Source organism: Salinirubellus litoreus (assembly GCF_037335815.1).
In the GTDB taxonomy this organism is placed as follows: domain Archaea; phylum Halobacteriota; class Halobacteria; order Halobacteriales; family Haloarculaceae; genus Salinirubellus; species Salinirubellus litoreus.
This window is the reverse complement of record NZ_CP147841.1, coordinates 4,466,329-4,482,271: the sequence shown is the minus strand read 5'-3', so window position 1 is coordinate 4,482,271 and position 15,943 is coordinate 4,466,329. Positions and strand designations below refer to the sequence as shown.

Here is a 15,943-nt window from a genome sequence, read left to right as displayed (position 1 = left end):
CGAGGCGGCTCACGCTCCCTCTCGCCATCGCCGGCCCAGTTCGTCCCGCCGGTAGGTGTCGAACCCGCCGTCGGCGAAGATGCTCAGCCGCCCTGTCTCCTCGCTGAGCGTCACGGCCGCCAGCACGTTCTCGTGGACCGATATCTCGGCCGCGCTCGTGTGCTTGGTGCCCATCCAGTCGGCGTACTCGACGTCCCTGTCGGTCCGATCGAGCACGCCCTGGCTCTTGATTCGGACCATCCGCTCCTGGATCGTCCGGTCGGCGCTGACGACCACGGCTCCGTCGCACTCGAACGCGACGGTCCGGGCGGCCTCGACGAACGCGTCGAGGTCCTCCTCGACGATCCGGCAGGTCTCGACCGGCCACCGGTACTTCCCGAGGGGGTCGGCGTAGCCGCCCCAGCGGACGCCGGCCACCAGGACGAAGTAGAGGCTCGGCCCGCGGACGAACTCCTCCTCCCAGTGCTCGAAGTCGAGACTGATGCTCTCGACGGCGTAGGTGACCAGCTCCGTGAGCCTCGGGACGGTCGAGTACTGCACGTCCATCGAGTTGGGTTCCGCCATCGCCCGTTTCAGGGCCGCCCGCCCCATCAAGCTGCTGCGCGCAGGTACCGTCCTGCGGACGTTCCCGCCGGCCGTAGAGCCGCGGGCGGGCCGCGTGGACTCACCCCAGCACGAACGACTCGACCCGCCGGTCGCGCTCGTAGACGTCGACCTCGATATCGGAGCCGACGACGACCTCCGCCCGCGTTCCGGTGAGGGGCACGTCGGGTAGCTCCTTGCTGAAGGCGTTGACGACGGCGTGGTCGATACCCCGGAACGTCGTGGCGCGTGTCTCGTGGATGTGACCGCCGAACGTCGCTCTGACCGCACTCGTATCGGCGAGGAGTTCCAGTAGCTCCAGCCGGTCGCCGAGGAACGCCCGCTCGGGGAACTCGCCGAACCAGGGGTTCTCGCGGATGTCGTAGTACCCGATCGGGTGGTGGACGAACAGGAGTGCGTCCTCGACGGCCGGGAGGCGCTCGCGGAGGAACGCGAGCCCCGCCTCGCCGACCTCGCCGCGCGCCCCCGGGAGTCGCGGCGCGGAGGAGTCGAGGTAGAGGACGTCCCGCCCGTCGACCTCGACGTGTCCGAAGCGCGGCTGACCGCCGAGCGCCTCCGCGAGCGCGGCCCGGGAGAGGTTCTCGACGTCGTGGTTACCGAGCAGGAACGTGGTCGGGAACGGGGCGTCCTCGAATATCCCGTAGACCGCCTCGACGTGCTCCCGGTCGAGCGCCGCCGTCTCGTCCTCGATCAGGTCACCGAGCACGAACGCGTGGTGGGGGTCGAACGCCTCGAACCGCTCGACGGTCGCCCGGAGCTCGCCCTCGATGGACTCGCGCTCCGCCTCGCGCATGTGCACGTCCGAGACGACTGCCAGCCTGGTCACGGTGGGTACCTGGTCCACACGCCGCAGTGTAACTGGGAGCGTCCGCCGGCCGAGCCATAACTCCGTCGGCTCCTCGCGACTCCCACGGGTGTGACACCCCCCTCGATCGTCTCCGATCGTTCACTCCTCGTCGCTTCCGACTCCGGACCGTTCGATGATGGTCCCGTCCTCGCCGACGGCGAGCGCCCTGGGCGTTCCGAGGGCGACACCCCGAAGCGAAGCGGTCGTCGGCGTCGACGCCTCCGTCCAGCGGGTGTCGGCCCCGTGGAGTTCGTACACCGTCCCGGCCTCGCCGCACGCGATACCCCGCTCACCGTCGCGGTCGAGCGCCCACAGCGGATCGGCTCCGAGGCGTTCGGGCGTCCACGTCGTCCCGTCGCGCCGGTGGACGACGCCGTCGTCGTCGCTGACGACGGGATCGGTACCCGACGCCGCCACGTCGGTGAGCGTCCCCTCGACGGCGTCCGGGCTCACCTCCTCGAAGGTCCGTCCGCCGTCGCCCGTCTCGAAGACGCACTGGCTCGTATCACAGGCGTACCCCCTCGACCCGTCGCACAGCACGATGCCGGCCAGGCTGGAGCCGCTGCCCGGCTTCTCGGGTTCGCTCCAGGACACCTCCCCCTCCCGGTAGCGACCCCTGCGGACGCGCCCCGAGCCGTCGACCAGGAGCACCGTCTCCGTGTCCCCCTCGGCGGCCGCGGCGACGTCGAGGACGTTCGTCGTGTCGCCGTCCGGCGCGGAGTGATCGACGTGTCTCGCTCCCTCCGGATCGAGACGTCCGACCGCCCCGCCGTCGCCGGCGAACCAGACGCCGCCCCCCTCGACGGCGTCAACGCCCCGGAGGACGTTCGAACCCGCCCCGGGACCGTCGGACACCACGGGCGCCCACCCCTCGTCCCCGTCGGCGAGGACGACTCCCCCGTCCCCGACGGCGTAGGCGTTCGCTCCCTCGGCGATGACGTCGAACAGCGACGCCTCGCTCGGCACGTCCACGATCCGCCACGCCCGGTCCCGATCGCGGTCGTCGGGGTCGTCCCCGTCGGCGTCGTGTGCTCCCGCTTTGGCCGGCCCGTCCGGAGGCGTCTCCTCGGCGCGTTCCGACTCGTGGTCGTCGGGCCGTGTCCGCTGTCGATCGGAGGTCTCTCCGTCCCGGTCCCCGTCGGTCGTCCCTCCCTCCTTCCACGGTGGGCCCCGCAGGTACAGCACCAGCGGCGGGAGGACGTACGCGAGGATGGCGAGGACGGCGAACAGGCGGTGGACGAACGTGAGCGTCCCGAACGCCGTGAGCGCCGCCGTCGCGACCGCGTGCTGCCACGTCCTCGCGTACCGCCTGAAGAACGCGCCGAACCCGTCCGCGCGATCCGAGGTCGCGGACCCCATCACTCTCGGGAGGGGCGCATCCGTCGCTTCGGCCTCGCCGGCCGCGTCGGCGGGGTCCGGGCCATCAGTTCAGTAGCCGCTTGAGCCGCGAGGGCGCTCCCACGTTCCGCTTGCACATGATCGACGTCGTCTCGACGCGGTCGCCGACGGACTCGGGCAGCGAGCCGAAGACGAACCGCTGGAGGATGCCCTCCTTCTCGGCGGCGATGGTGACTACGTCGTGTCCGTCGGCCTCCTCGACCAGCATCTCCTCGACGTTATCGCCCTCCACGATACGGGTCTCGAACTCGATGTCGACGTCCTCGAACGCCGCGCCCTGCTCGGCCAGCCGCTCCTCGGCGTCCGCCAGTCGCTGCTCGGCCTCGGCCCGGTTCTCGCCCGATTCGAGGACGTGGACCACGTCGATGGTCCCGCCGGTGGTCCGCGCGATGGCCGCCGCGGTCTCCGCCGCGAGGTCGGCGTGGGTGCCGCCGGTCCAGGGGAGGAGTATCGAGCCGACCTCGCCGTCAGCCTCGCCCTCACCCTTGCCGACCTTCTCGACGAAGACGTCGGCGTCGACCTCCGTCGCCACGTCGTCGACGGTGCTCCCGACGGCGATGTCGCGGCGGCGCGACCGGCGGCCGCCCCAGCCCATCAGGACACCCTCGGCGTCGTACTGCTCGACCGTGTTCAGGATGGCGTCGGCCGGATCGTGCGTGAGCCGGATCGTCCCGCTGACGGGGACGCCGGCGTCCTCGGCGACGTCCATCGCGCGGTCGACGACCGACCGCTCCTCCTCGACGCGTTCCCGTCCTTCGGCGTAGGGCGTCTGGTTCGGGAGATCGACCGCGTGCATCACGAGTATCTCGGCGTCACGGCCCGCGACGAGGTCGGTCGCCGTCCGCATCAGCTGGTCGACGTTCGCCTCGTTCGCCACCGACACGACGAGCTGGTAGTCGTGCTCGCCGGCGGTACCGTGTTCGGTGGTAACGGTCGGAGTCTCCTCCTCGATACGTCCCTCCGGCCGCCCCGTTCGCTTGATGGCGAACCAGAGCGCGACCCCGACGAGCTCGGCGAGGATGCCGATCGCCGCGACGGCGGGGTTCTGGTAGACGATGTTCCCGAGCAGGATCAGGTTCCCGACGACGCCCAGGGCCGGGACCCAGGGGACGAGCGGGACCTCGAACCCGCGTTCGATGTCGGGGAACCGCTGTCGCGAGCGGATGAGCGCGAGGTTGACGATCGAGAGCCCGATGATGAGCATGAAGTTCGCGAAGTTGGCGAGCCCCTCCAGCCCGAACTCCTGGTTCAGCGGGATCGTCTCGGGCCCGGGCGGTGCCCCCGGGACGTCGAAGAAGACGACGGTGAATATCGCGAGGAACAGCAGGATGATCCCGCCGGTGAGCAGCACCGACTTGTAGGGGGTACCCCAGTCGTCGTGGACGTCCTCGAACGCCGGCGGGAGGTGCCCGTTCCGGGCGAGCGCGAGCTTCACTCGCGACCCCGCGAGGATGGTCGCGTTCGCCGCCGACAGCATCGAGACGAGCGCGCCGGCGATGATGATGTAGAAGCCGATCGAGCCGAGGTAGGTCCGTGCGGCGAGCCCCATCGCGAGTTCGCCGTGGTTGGCGACGAACTCGGCCGGGGGCAGCCCCCCGAGGTCGACGTTGTTCTGGAGGACCTGGATGAACGCCTGGTCGTTGACCGCGATCACGATGGCGATGACGACCAGCGCGTAGATGACCGAGACGAACGCCATGCTGAAGTAGATCGCCTTGGGGATCGTCGAGCCCGGGTCCTTGATCTCCTCGGCGTCGGTCGCGATGGCCGAGAAGCCGAAGAACGTGATGAACACGAGCGCGCTCGTCACCCCGATGCTGGCGAAGTCGGTGATGTTCTCGCTGAAGGAGCTCGCCACGACCGCCGGATCGAACGCCCCGAACGCGCCGTAGAGGAAGAAGGCGATGAGCACCACCTTCAGCGCCGTCACGACGATCTGGAACTGGCCGGACTCCTCGCTGCCCATGAGGTTGAGTCCGACCAGTAGCGCGAGGATGACGATGCCGGCGGCCCAGGTCGGTACCACGTTCGGGATCCCCAGCGGAGTGTAGAGGAACTCGTAGAACCACTTCGAGAAGCTCCCGAGGTAGAACGCGGCGCTCGCCGGGTAGCCGAGGATCATCGTCCAGCCCATGATGTAGGTGAGTTCGGAGGGTATCGTCTTCGCCACGTAGACGTAGCCGCCGCCGGACTGGGGATAGATCGAGGAGAACTCCGCGTAGGACGCCGCGGTGAGGCTGGCGACGAACGCCGCCAGCAGGAACGAGACGATGGCGACCGTCCCGACGTTGCTCACCGCCAGCCCCGAGAGGACGAAGATACCCGCCGCGATCATGGTCCCCACACCGATCGCGGCCGCACTCCAGAACCCCATCGACCGGTCCTCCTCCTCGCGTATGTCGTGACTACCTGATCCGTCGCTGCCGGAGTCGCTCGAGTGAGCCATCGGTAACTACACCGGCTTCAGTCGGATCTCTGGATTCGGTTGTGCTTGCGAGTGCAACTGCCGATCCGGGCACGAGGACTCCCCGGACGGAGGGGTCTCCGAGCGCTACGCCGTCCCACCGCGTTCCGCGCGATACCGCCGCTCGTCACGGGTCCGGACCGACTACGGGGACCTGAGTTCGCCCGGTGGCTCGCCGACGATCAGCGTGTCCCGCACGAGCGAGGCGGTCCCGCGCCGGAGTCGCTCGGAGAACGCCTGGTGGGAGAGGTCGAACTCCCCGGCGATCTCCTGGAGCTTCGATCCCCGTGGGACCCCGTAGTAGCCCTGTTCGGTCGCGGCGACCAGCGCCTGGTACTGCTCCTCGGTCAGGCCGAACCGGCCGGCGGGTTCGCCGTCCATCTCCCGTATCGACTCGGCCTCGAACGTGAGGCCGTGGTCGTTGCAGAACTCGTGAGTCATCGAGAACTCCTCGCGGCTCGGGTAGAGCAAGCGGAGGCCCCACTGGTCCCCCCGGCCGTACGCGTCGAGGACGGTCGCCTCGGAGTTGGTTAGCATCTGCAACAGGAGGTCGACGTGGTCGACCCACTTCATTCGGTAGAGGTGCTCGGTACCGAAGTCGGCGAGCGAGGACACCTCCTCGACGGTCGGGTCCGCCTCGAGCGCCCGGTCTGCCTCCTCCCGCTCGACCTGACGGACCCAGAGCAGCGGCATGACGGCGTCCTCACCGCTCTTGACGACCCGCTCGGTCTCGAACGCCGCCTCCGGGAGTCGGTCCAGCGTGGCACCGAGGGCGAACTCGGTGCTCGGGACGAACCCCCTGACGATGGTCGCCACGTCCGTCACCTCACCTCCTCGGCACGGGACGACCCCCCTGGCGAGCGCAGCCGGGCCGGGATCGAATCGCCCGACTGGATCCGGTTGAAGGGGCTTTCGGGCCTCCGGGGTGGAACCTCGCGGACGCTCCCGAAATCGGCGCTCCTCGGTCCGCAATCGTTCGGATTCATGGGTACTTATCGCTGAGACAATTTCTGAATACAAGTCTCTCTCCCTTGCACGTGCCGCCTCGCCGCGCGAACGCGTCCCGCAGGGGAACCTGACCGAGGGCGGGATCCATCCGGGACCATCGCCTCTCGGCTCCGGCGCGCGCTACGTCCCGATCGCCGTCGGATCGAACAGCCGATCGTACCCGTCGGGCAGACGATCGCGCACACCGTCGAGTCCGTCGTCGACGAAGTCGTTCAGCGTGCTGGTGACGGCGTGTCGTGTGGCACTCGTCGGCGCCACGGACGGCCATACTCTGGGAGTTGGGCCTGCAGATGACGGTCGACCTGCCGGCCGTGTGTCCGTCGGTCCGGGCACGGCGGACCGACGCTCGGTTTCGCCGTCGTCGCCCGCGGGACTCGTCCGACGACGACCGACTCGACGGAAGCCGACGGCTCGGGAACGCGGTACACGACGCGGGAACCGCGATAACGCCAAAAAATCGGGGAATCCGTCCCGTCGATCGCTTCAGTAGTCGTCCGACCCGTCCTGGCTCCGTCGCCGCCGAACCAGGTAGGCCACGATGACGATGAGGAGGAGGAGACCCTTCTTCGAGGATCCACCCCCGGACGACTGGTCCTCCTCGAGATCGTCGTCGGTCGGCTCGTCGACCGCCTCCTCGTGGTAGGTGCGCTCGTGCTCGGCCAGCGCCTCGGAGACACCCTCCCGCACGGCCTGCTCGACGTCGGACTTCGTGACGCGGGAGTCGTCCCCCGTCCCGGCTCCGGAACGCCGGCCCTTGAGCGTCGATTTCTGGTCCAGAAGCTCCTTGACGAGCGATGTTGTCGATGACATCGTACTACAGAGGAGGCCACTGTAGACCGAAGGAGTTAGGCCTGCAAGAGCAAGCCAGGCCTCGGGGGGCCGGATAGCGGTTCGTAGCGGGCCTCTCAGTACCTTTCCGGGTCGAGTAACGGGATGGGGACGGGCCCGGCTGTCGTCCTCCTCCCGACTCCCTCCACCCGTAGCCGTCTGGCGGGTCCCGCGGGGTGTGGATCTACTCCCCGCTCAGATGTTTGACCGAACTCCGGTGTATCGGGTCCTCGCTCTCGTCCACGTCGGGGGCGTTGAAGACGTACTTGTACCGGTCGATCCGGACCATCCGCTGGGAGTAGAGGCCCATCTCGCCGCCGTGGTACTCAGACTGGTACTCCCGGACCAACTCCCTGAGTGCGCTCGTTCCCATACCGGCTACTCGTGCGGTTCGATTCACATCCGTCCTCCGGTCGATCCCCATCGTCACGGGCGGCTCTCGGCGCTCCGTCCCGACGGGGTCGCCGCACCCCGGGACGCCTCCAGCCCCGACGAGTGCCGCGGCTACCGGCCCGGCGTGGGACCGGTGACGCCGGACTGGTCCCCCGGCCCTCGGCAAAGGGAGGCCCCGTGCGGAAACACCGTTGCCTGCTCTCCCGTCGCGGCCTCGGAAGAATGAGTCGCGGTTACGTCGGACGATACGGCGAGTCTCGCGCCTCGAATCGCGCTCGCTCCGACGATCAGACGAGTTCGCTGTTGGCCGTGACGACGTAGCGGGCCACTTCCTGCATGTCGATGTCGTCGAACACGACCCGGAAGTCCCAGACCTGGCCCGGCGGCAGCTGCTGGACCTCCTCCTCCTGTTCGACGGTGTCGTTGAAGTCGAACAGCTCGTTGTCGTCGTCGTCGTAGAGCGTGACGTTGACCTCGACGTTCTCGGCGGCCTCCCCGCCGACGTTCCTGACCGAACCGGTGACGAACGTCTGGGACTCGAGACGGGTGAGGTGGGTGCTCACGATCTCGAGATTCTCGTCCTGGTTGTCGATCTCGCCGGTGACGTTCCAGTCCGCATCGACCGTCGGGTAGCCGTCGACGTCGATGGTGTACTCGGTGACCTCGGCCATCTGTGCCTCCTCGAAGACGACGTCGAACTGCCACTCGCTGCCGGCTTCGAGCTGCGAGATGGACTCCTCCTCGGTCTCGTCGATGAACTCGTAGAGGATCTCCCCCTGGTCGTCCTGGAGGGTCACCTCGGCCTGGACGTAGCCGTAGGCGCTGTCGCCGGTGTTCTGGATGGTACCCTGGAGACCGACCTCGCCGTCGGTCTGGTAGAGCTCGTGGTTCGTGACCTCGAGGTTGTCCTCCGTGTCCTCGACCGTCCCGGTGATGTCGCCGGCGTCGGTTTCGGTGCCGGCGTCGGTCTCGGTCGGCTCGGGAGTGTCGGTCGGCTCGGGAGTGTCAGTCGGCTCAGGGGTGTCGGTGGGTTCGGGGGTGTCGGTCGGCTCCGCGGTGTCGGTCGCCGCGGGCCCTTCGTCGCCCATGCAGCCGGCGATCAATCCGGCGAACGCTGTAACGCCTGCCGCTTTGAGTACCTGTCTTCGGCGCATCGTGTCCGGATGGAAGGGTGTCCGCGGGGTATGGTCGGTGCCTTCCTGTGCTGGCCCGCGCTCCCGGGAACGAGCCCCTCTGCAGCACGGCCGAACGGCCGTTCGATCCCCGTTAGCATCGTCTCGGCGGGACTTCGATCCGTTCCCCGTTCGCGAGACGAGCGGTCCGATCGGTGTGCTCACGCGATGGAACACGGGATCCGTCCTGCCGAGTCGATCCCGGTGGATTCCCGGTTCGCCTGCCACCCGGTGACGCGGACCACAGCCCACGACAAGCATCACGGTATCCTACCGGTTTACGTTCTCGGGCTGCCAATAGCAAGGTCCCGTCTCCTCGGAGCGTCCGTCCGGCAGGGATCTCGCGGGCCGTGCCCGATCGACGCGGCCTCGCGATCTCCTCGACGTCGGTTTCGAACGGCGGGACGGGGACGGTGAACCTGATGCTGACGACGACCGAGGGGTTCTCGGGCGGACAGCTCACCGTCTCCGTCTCGAACGGCTCGGTCGCGAACGTCACGACCGTGAGCTACGCCGACTCGCTCGGGCTCACGCGGTGAGGTGGCCGGGACTTCGGCGGTGACCGTCTCCGTCTCGGGGTTCGACAACGAGACCGGCGGCGTGTCGAGCCTCGTGGTCCGGGACGGCCGGGTCTCCGTGAGTCCCGAGCCTGTCGTCTCCGGCCGCCCCCCGACCGACCCCGACGGTGACGGACTGTACGAGGACGTCAACGGGAACGGCCGGGTCGACTACGACGACGTGGTCGAGCTCTACGCCACGATCTGAGTCGGCTCGTCTCCGGTAGGCGGATCCCCCTTTCCGTCGGCCGTCACCGACACAAAGTGGGGCGCCCTCGGGTGGTCCTGTGTCTGCGGTTCGCGGGCGCTCGCAAGCATCAGTCCTATCGGCGCACACGAGGAACCGTCGCTGTGACGGGCTTCGGTAACCCGGCTGGCTTCGACATCGCGACGGTCCTGACCGGCTCCGGACTGACCCTCCTCCTCTCGGCCGCCATCGTGCGATACGGGGAGCAGTTCCAGTTCAGCCAGGCCGAACTGTACGGTATCGGGGGGATCGCTCTCGTCGGCCTCGGCGTCGTCTTCGGGATCACCCTCGTTCTGAGCGGGCTCCGCTAGGGGTACCGGGGCTCGTCGGAACGGGCGGGGTTCGAAGAACGCCGCGCCGAGCGGAACGCCTCTCGTGGACCTCGCCCGATCGGCCCGTTCCGGCGGGCCATCCCGCGAGGGATACCCGTGTCCCGAGCGCACATCGATTACGGTTTTTACGATCGCCGTAACAGTACACCCTACAGTGGCATCCGACCGATCCGGGGGAGACGAGTGACTGTTCTCGTCGGGTGGGCACTGATCGGGATCATCGCGCTCGGGGCCGCCGGGAGCCTCCTGACCGGTGCCGTCCTCTGGGGTCTCTTCTCGCTGGTGGTCCTCGCGGTGGCGGTGTTACCGGCGCTGACGGAGCGCGACTGGACGGCAACGGCACCGTGGCCGCTCCTGCTGGTCGCCGCCGTCGCGGTGATCGCCCGGGCCGCCGGACGCTACGCCGAGGCCGCGGGGTACCTCGGTATCGTCGCGCTCGCGCTCGTGATCGTCGTCGAACTCGAGGCGTTCACGCCGGTCGAACTGAGCCGGTGGTTCGCCGTCGCGTTCGCGGTCATGACGGCGCTGGCGTTGCAGTCGCTCTGGATAATCGCCCAGTTCTACTCGGATCTCTGGCTCGGGACCGGGTTCCTGAGTACCCAGACCGAACTCCAGGAAGACATCGTCCTCGTCACCGCCGTCGCGGTCGCCGTGGGCGGACTGTTCTACCTGTTCTTCGCGCGGTTCGAGCGGACCGGAACCCTATCGTCGGATCGCACGAGGACGTCATGACCGTCGGTGACCGTCTGGGACTGTCCGAGTCCACGGAACGGCTCGTCGCGCGAGGGCTCCAGCTCTGCTGGCGGGACTGGTCGGCTACGGCATCTGGACCGGTCGGGCGGGGATCGTCGTGACCGCCGCGCTCACACTCTCAGTCACGCTGTTACCGGCCCTGCTGCGGCGGGAGTACGGCTACTCGATGGACGCCGGCCTTGTCCTCTGGCTCACCGTCGCCATGGTCCTCCACACCACCGGCTACCTGGGTCTCTACGAGCAGTACCAGTGGTACGACGAGATCACGCACCTGGCCTCGGGGACGATCATCGCCGGCGTGGGCTACGCGTCCTTCCGGGCGCTGGAACTCCACTCGGGGGCGATCGACGTCCCGTCGGCGTTCCGGGCGGTGTTCGTCGTCGTCTTCGTCCTCGCGGCGGGGATGGTCTGGGAGGTGTTCGAGTTCGCCTTCGGTTCGCTGGTCACCGTCTACAGGATCGACGACATCGTCACCGACATGATCGCCAACGCGGTCGGGGGGATACTCGTGGCGGCCTGGGGAACCGATCACGTGGGCGGTCTCGTCGGCTTCCTCGGGAATCTGATCGGATCCGGACGCGACGAAGGGGACGGCTAAACGGTATCTCTCGGTCCTCACTTGCGACCGTCGACGGGGATCGCGTCCCGACCACCGACCAGGTGAGCCCGATCGTACGTCGTATCGTCTGCTCTCGGTTCGTGAGCGCCCCGGGTCCACCGCCCAGTCCGGTACCGGCGGTGTCGGGGAGGCAACGGGTGACGCAACGCCGTTCCCGTCAGGGTCCAGCACCGGACACGAGGTTGGGCCAGGCTATCCGAGCGGCCGAGCGAGGTCGGATCAACCGCTCGGGTTCGCCGACTGGGCCTCGGCGAGCCAGTCGGGGTCGGCCACCGCCGTCGAGCCGAGGCCGGTCAGATCGAAGCGCCACTCGGCGGTGACGGTCTCCCCGGCGTCGGTCTCGCCGACGACCGTCCACCCGGTCGAGCGGGCGAGGCCGTCGCCGTCGACGAGTGTGACGACCGTGAACTCCTGTACGGTGACGTTCCGCTCGGTCCCGAAGGTGCCCGCGCCGTACTGCCGCCAGAGGGTCCGATCGGTGTACTCGTACCGGTCGACCGTCACGCCGTCGAAGGTCTCGGTCCCGACACGACGGGCGTCCTCGAAGTCGTCGTACGAGACGGCGGCCCCCCGGGACAGGGCGCTCGCGACCGGGTCGTCCTGGACGGGGGTCACCTGGTAGAACGTCTGCTCGCCGTCGCCGTATCGGGTGTAGCTCTGCCCGTCGGCGGTGAACCGCTCGTAGCTCACGCCCGTCTCGCCGGTCACCGAGAGGATCTCGCTGGTCCGGTTCGCGACCAGATCGACGGCGAAGCGGTTCGACATGGTCGTCTCGTTGCCCTCGGCGTCGACCATCGTGAACGTCCACGCCGTCGTGAAGCTCCCGGCCTCGCGGAGGGCCGCCTCCGAGTCGACGACGTCGAGGTCGTCACCACTATCCCCCGAGCCGCCGTCGTTCGCCCCGCCATCGCCGCCGTCCGATCCGTCACCCCCAGCGGGGGGAGCGTCGGATCCGCCGCCGCCGAGACAGCCCGCGAGGACGACCAGCAGGACCACCAGTATCGAAATCGATCGCGTGCGTACCATCGATCCCCAGACGTCGGGGACGAGCTTAACCTCTACTGACACGAGGTGGCAGAGCGGTCCCCGTTCCCGTCCGGGACGGCCGCGACCGGGTGCTCGCCTCGTTCACCGCCGCTCGCGGACGTGATCGCTCGTCCGGATCCGGATGTCGAGCTTCCCGGTCGAGCGGATCCACGAGAGGTATTCGGCGAGCCTCTCGGCCCCTCGGAGCGCCTCGATGGTGTGGTACGTCTCGCGGAGCTCCTCGTTCGTGAACGTCGCGTGGACCTGCTTGTGACAGGGCCGACAGAGTGTGACCGTCGGGCTCTCCGCCCGGTTCTCGGGTATCAGGTGGTGCTCCTGGAGGGCCTGCGGGTCGTCGAGCCGCTCGTGGTGGACCACCCGCCGGCAGAGGGCGCACGTCGTCGGCATCGTCCGGCAGTAGGTGCCCGGACTACTCGAATGGCTCGCCACGAACTCGCCACCGATCGCTTCCCGGGCCGTCCAGGGAGGGTCGCCAGCCGCCGACTACGGCTGCCGGTCACCATCATCGTCTCCCGTCGGTCCCGGACCGCCCCGGATCCGGCCATCGTGCAGAAGTGTGGCGGATAAATGGGCAAAGTAGCACTTATTGGCGTGCGCTTATGAGTCGTGAGAGCCTTCGCTCCGATATAGGCGGCCGACCCGAGCCACCGGCTCCGCGAGGCCGTCACCGGACCCGCCATGACACCACTATCCGCCGCCCTCGGGCCGTTCGCACAGAGCGCCACACCGATGCAGACGACACAGGCCGAGGTGTTCGAGACCATCGCCAGCGACGTCGTACTCAGCTCCTCGCTGTGGGTGAACATCGCCCTGGCGGGGTTCTCGATACTGCTGTTCCTCGCCATGGGACGGCGACTCCGGACTGCCCGTGCCAGGCTCATCTGGGTCACCGCCATGCTGGTTCCGCTGGTCTCGATCTCCAGCTACGCCGGGCTGGTCTCCGGTCTGACCGTCGGGGTGATCCAGATGCCCCCCGGCCACCCGCTGGCCGGCCAGGAGGTCCTCTCGCCGTGGGGTCGCTACCTCACCTGGACGCTCTCGACCCCGATGATCCTGCTCGCGCTCGGCCTGCTGGCCGACGCCGATCGCGCGTCACTGTTCACTGCTATCACGATGGATATCGCGATGTGTGTCACCGGGCTGGCCGCCGCCCTGATCACCTCCTCGTACCTGCTCCGGTGGGTGTTCTTCGGCATCAGCTGTGCCTTCTTCCTCGTCGTCCTCTACGTGCTGCTGGTCGAGTGGCCGGCCGACGCCGAGGCCGCGGGGACCGGCGAGATATTCGGGACCCTTCGGGCGCTGACCGTCGTCCTGTGGCTCGGCTACCCCGTCCTGTGGGCGCTCGGCGTAGAGGGGTTCGCGGTGCTCGACGTGGCGATCACCTCCTGGGGGTACTCCGGGCTCGACATCCTCGCGAAGTACGTCTTCGCGTTCCTCCTGCTCCGGTGGGTCGCCGCGAACGAGGGGACCGTCGCCGAGAGCCGCCGGACCGTCTCGGGTGCGACACCCGCCGACGACTGAACACGGCCGGCGTCGGTCGGTTGCCCCCGCTCGTCGGTAGTCGACCAGACCTGCCCGCTGGCATCGACGGGTACGCGACCGAGTACGCGCCCCGCGAGCACCCGGATGGCAGTTGCCGGGTCGGGAGCATCCCCGATCGCGATCGGTGTCGCCCCTCGCGGACTGATCGATCGAGCGGAACGCGATACGATACCCCTCTCCCTCCGCTCAACTCCTCCAGTTCCGGAGGACGGCCCCGAACCCGGTCGCACCGATGCCGAACGCGACGATGCCGCCGATCCCCGTCAGCGCGAGCGCGCCGTTGATGCCCGCGCCGACCAGCAGCGGTTTCACCCAGCCGTCGTCGTGGCCGACCAGCCGATCGCCGATGGCCAGGTACGCGATGGCCGCTCCGACCGCCCAGACGACGTACGCGACCAGCGCGAGCGGGAGCGCGAGGAGGATGCCGATTATCGTGATGGCGAGGAGCACCGCCAGGACGACCACGACCAGCAGGGCGATGAACCCGTAGACGAACGCGCCGACCGGCTCGTCGAGGACGATCCCCATCATGCGTTCGGTGTAGTCGGGGACGACGGCGACCATGATCCCGCCCACGACCAGCGTCGTCAGGAAGGCCCCTATCGCCCCCCCGACGACGCCGACGCCCGGGTTGACCCCGACGTCGACGTTCGGTCCCGTCTGTGCGACCAACTCCAGGACGAGCCCCGGATCTGCGAGGACACTCATCGTCGGAGCACAGAACGGCGGGGGACTTAAGCGGACACGCCAGGGGTGGGACCCCCAACCGGTCGCGCTCGCCGACCCCGGCCCTCGGACCCGCGTCGGGAACTACCCCTCGTTCACCGCCTCGTTCCCGACCTCGACGGTCACGCCGTTCGGTCGGTAGGCGTTCGCGGCGAACCCCCCGTCGTTCCAGGGGTAGGCGTCCGCTTCGAGCGCGTCGCGCCAGGCGTCGGGTCCGGAGATCCGTTCGGGCTGTCGCCGACCGAGTTCGTCCGTCGCACGCGACAGGATCCGGTGGGTCCCGGGGTCGGCGTCCCACTCGTAGCGGAACAGCCGCCACGCACCCGTGTAGTCGGGGCCGAAGAGCTCGGCGTCGGCCCACGTTTCCCCGTCGTCGGTCGAGATCTCGACGCGCTCGACCGCGTCGTCGCCCGCCCAGGCCACCCCGCGGACCTCGACCGCGTCGTCGTTCGGGACGACCGGTGTCTCGCCGTCCGGCGTTCCCACGAGCGACATGACGTTCAGGTCGAACGTGTAGGGGTGTTCGACCGCGCCCTCTATCCCCTCCCAGGTGTCGACCGTCTCGACCGTCGCGTTCTCCTCGGGGTCGACCCCGCGCGGGTGGATGCGGTAGGAGACCTGCTGCCAGTGGGCGTGGACTCCCGGTCTATCGAGCGATCCCTCCGTGACCATCGAGTCCATCACCCGGAGCTCCTCGACCCACTTCACGTTGTTCACGCCGTACCACCCGGGGACGATCAGCCGGACGGGAAAGCCGTGCTCGCGGGGGAGCGCCCGGCCGTTCATTTCGTAGGCGAGGATGCAGTCCTCGAACGCCTTCGAGAGCGGGATCGACCGCGCGAAGACGTCGCCCGCCTCGGAGGGGTCGCCGCCGATCGCCGTGAGCCACCGATCGTCCCGCTCGTCCGAAGCGTCTGGCTCCTCGACGCCGTGCTCGCGGAGGACGGAACCCACCGGGGTTCCCGTCCAGACGGCGGTGCCGGCGGCCTCGTATCCCCACTGGACGCTCCCGGTCTCGGGGTCGTGCTGGCCGCGGCCGTTGCCCGCACACTCCATCGTGTGGGCGACCGCCACGCGCGGGTACGCCTCGCGGACGTCCGTCATCGTGAGACTCCCCTCCACCTGTCCGGTCAGCGAGATCGTCCACGAGTCGGCCTCGGCGTCGGGGATATCGTTCCGGTGACAGACGAAGTGCTCCTCAATCGGCGTCAGCCAGTTCGCGTACGTCTCTCTGCTGGTCGCGCCGAGGACCGTGTACTTGTCCGCGAGGTCGCGCGTCGGGACCACGCCGTCGCCCTTGGCCTCCAGTATCGCCTCTATCTCCCGGTGGCGTTCCGCCCTCGGCTGCTCGATGCTCATAGGTACCGTCTGGCACGCAGGGGGACGTAGCTGTTCCCCCGGTGCCCG

At 68.8% G+C, this 15,943-nt stretch carries 19 protein-coding genes; 6 read left to right on the top strand and 13 right to left on the bottom strand.

Annotated elements, in window-relative coordinates:
* Positions 1-9: 9 nt before the first annotated feature.
* From WDJ58_RS22295 to WDJ58_RS22255, 9 genes are all read right to left on the bottom strand, one after another.
* Complete coding sequence (locus tag WDJ58_RS22295) at positions 10-564, bottom strand: diadenylate cyclase (protein WP_338915516.1); 555 nt, start codon at positions 562-564, stop codon at positions 10-12.
* 100 nt (positions 565-664) lie between these two features.
* Entirely contained in the window at positions 665-1,429 is a 765-nt protein-coding gene (locus tag WDJ58_RS22290; protein WP_338915515.1) for a metallophosphoesterase family protein, read from the bottom strand.
* 120 nt (positions 1,430-1,549) lie between these two features.
* Positions 1,550-2,809 carry a WD40/YVTN/BNR-like repeat-containing protein gene (locus tag WDJ58_RS22285; RefSeq protein ID WP_338915514.1) on the bottom strand — a complete coding sequence of 420 codons (1,260 nt, stop codon included), beginning with the start codon at positions 2,807-2,809 and terminating at the stop codon, positions 1,550-1,552.
* Positions 2,810-2,873: 64 nt separating this feature from the next.
* Positions 2,874-5,294, bottom strand: a complete 2,421-nt coding sequence (locus tag WDJ58_RS22280) for an amino acid permease (protein ID WP_338915513.1) — start codon at positions 5,292-5,294, stop codon at positions 2,874-2,876.
* A 162-nt stretch (positions 5,295-5,456) separates the two neighbouring features.
* Positions 5,457-6,128: a helix-turn-helix domain-containing protein gene (locus tag WDJ58_RS22275; protein ID WP_380661675.1), complete on the bottom strand. Its 672-nt coding sequence runs from the start codon at positions 6,126-6,128 to the stop codon at positions 5,457-5,459.
* 312 nt (positions 6,129-6,440) lie between these two features.
* Positions 6,441-6,578, bottom strand: a complete 138-nt coding sequence (locus WDJ58_RS22270) for a hypothetical protein (RefSeq protein WP_338915511.1) — start codon at positions 6,576-6,578, stop codon at positions 6,441-6,443.
* 225 nt (positions 6,579-6,803) lie between these two features.
* Complete coding sequence (locus WDJ58_RS22265; protein ID WP_338915510.1) at positions 6,804-7,130, bottom strand: hypothetical protein; 327 nt, start codon at positions 7,128-7,130, stop codon at positions 6,804-6,806.
* A gap of 202 nt (positions 7,131-7,332) precedes the next feature.
* Positions 7,333-7,521 carry a hypothetical protein gene (locus WDJ58_RS22260; protein WP_338915509.1) on the bottom strand — a complete coding sequence of 63 codons (189 nt, stop codon included), beginning with the start codon at positions 7,519-7,521 and terminating at the stop codon, positions 7,333-7,335.
* A 307-nt stretch (positions 7,522-7,828) separates the two neighbouring features.
* Positions 7,829-8,629 (bottom strand): FxLYD domain-containing protein, encoded by an 801-nt coding sequence (locus WDJ58_RS22255; RefSeq protein ID WP_338915508.1) that lies wholly within the window; start codon positions 8,627-8,629, stop codon positions 7,829-7,831.
* Positions 8,630-9,063: 434 nt separating this feature from the next.
* Here WDJ58_RS22255 and WDJ58_RS22250 point away from each other — a divergent pair, with 434 nt between their 5' ends.
* From WDJ58_RS22250 to WDJ58_RS22230, 5 genes are all read left to right on the top strand, one after another.
* Positions 9,064-9,252 carry a hypothetical protein gene (locus tag WDJ58_RS22250; RefSeq protein WP_338915507.1) on the top strand — a complete coding sequence of 63 codons (189 nt, stop codon included), beginning with the start codon at positions 9,064-9,066 and terminating at the stop codon, positions 9,250-9,252.
* A gap of 1 nt (position 9,253) precedes the next feature.
* Complete coding sequence (locus WDJ58_RS22245; protein ID WP_338915506.1) at positions 9,254-9,478, top strand: hypothetical protein; 225 nt, start codon at positions 9,254-9,256, stop codon at positions 9,476-9,478.
* A 143-nt stretch (positions 9,479-9,621) separates the two neighbouring features.
* Positions 9,622-9,828 (top strand): hypothetical protein, encoded by a 207-nt coding sequence (locus WDJ58_RS22240; RefSeq protein WP_338915505.1) that lies wholly within the window; start codon positions 9,622-9,624, stop codon positions 9,826-9,828.
* A 204-nt stretch (positions 9,829-10,032) separates the two neighbouring features.
* Positions 10,033-10,581, top strand: coding sequence for a hypothetical protein (locus WDJ58_RS22235; RefSeq protein ID WP_338915504.1), 549 nt, complete (start codon positions 10,033-10,035; stop codon positions 10,579-10,581).
* Between the two features lie 118 nt (positions 10,582-10,699).
* On the top strand, positions 10,700-11,200 hold the full coding sequence (locus WDJ58_RS22230; protein WP_338915503.1) for a hypothetical protein: 501 nt from the start codon (positions 10,700-10,702) through the stop codon (positions 11,198-11,200).
* 240 nt (positions 11,201-11,440) lie between these two features.
* Here the strand turns inward: WDJ58_RS22230 and WDJ58_RS22225 are convergent, their stop codons facing one another.
* A complete protein-coding gene (locus WDJ58_RS22225; protein ID WP_338915502.1) occupies positions 11,441-12,247 on the bottom strand; it encodes a DUF7537 family lipoprotein in 807 nt (268 codons plus the stop codon).
* A 102-nt stretch (positions 12,248-12,349) separates the two neighbouring features.
* Complete coding sequence (locus WDJ58_RS22220) at positions 12,350-12,655, bottom strand: hypothetical protein (protein WP_338915501.1); 306 nt, start codon at positions 12,653-12,655, stop codon at positions 12,350-12,352.
* Between the two features lie 342 nt (positions 12,656-12,997).
* Between WDJ58_RS22220 and WDJ58_RS22215 the strand changes: the two genes are divergently transcribed.
* On the top strand, positions 12,998-13,789 hold the full coding sequence (locus WDJ58_RS22215; RefSeq protein ID WP_380661673.1) for a bacteriorhodopsin: 792 nt from the start codon (positions 12,998-13,000) through the stop codon (positions 13,787-13,789).
* Positions 13,790-13,996: 207 nt separating this feature from the next.
* On the opposite strand, the gene WDJ58_RS22210 is transcribed toward WDJ58_RS22215, so the two are convergent.
* Positions 13,997-14,518, bottom strand: a complete 522-nt coding sequence (locus WDJ58_RS22210) for a hypothetical protein (RefSeq protein ID WP_338915499.1) — start codon at positions 14,516-14,518, stop codon at positions 13,997-13,999.
* A 102-nt stretch (positions 14,519-14,620) separates the two neighbouring features.
* The gene (locus WDJ58_RS22205; RefSeq protein ID WP_338915498.1) at positions 14,621-15,895 is read right to left on the bottom strand and encodes a sulfite oxidase; all 1,275 of its coding nucleotides are present in this window, start codon (positions 15,893-15,895) and stop codon (positions 14,621-14,623) included.
* Positions 15,896-15,943: the final 48 nt, after the last annotated feature.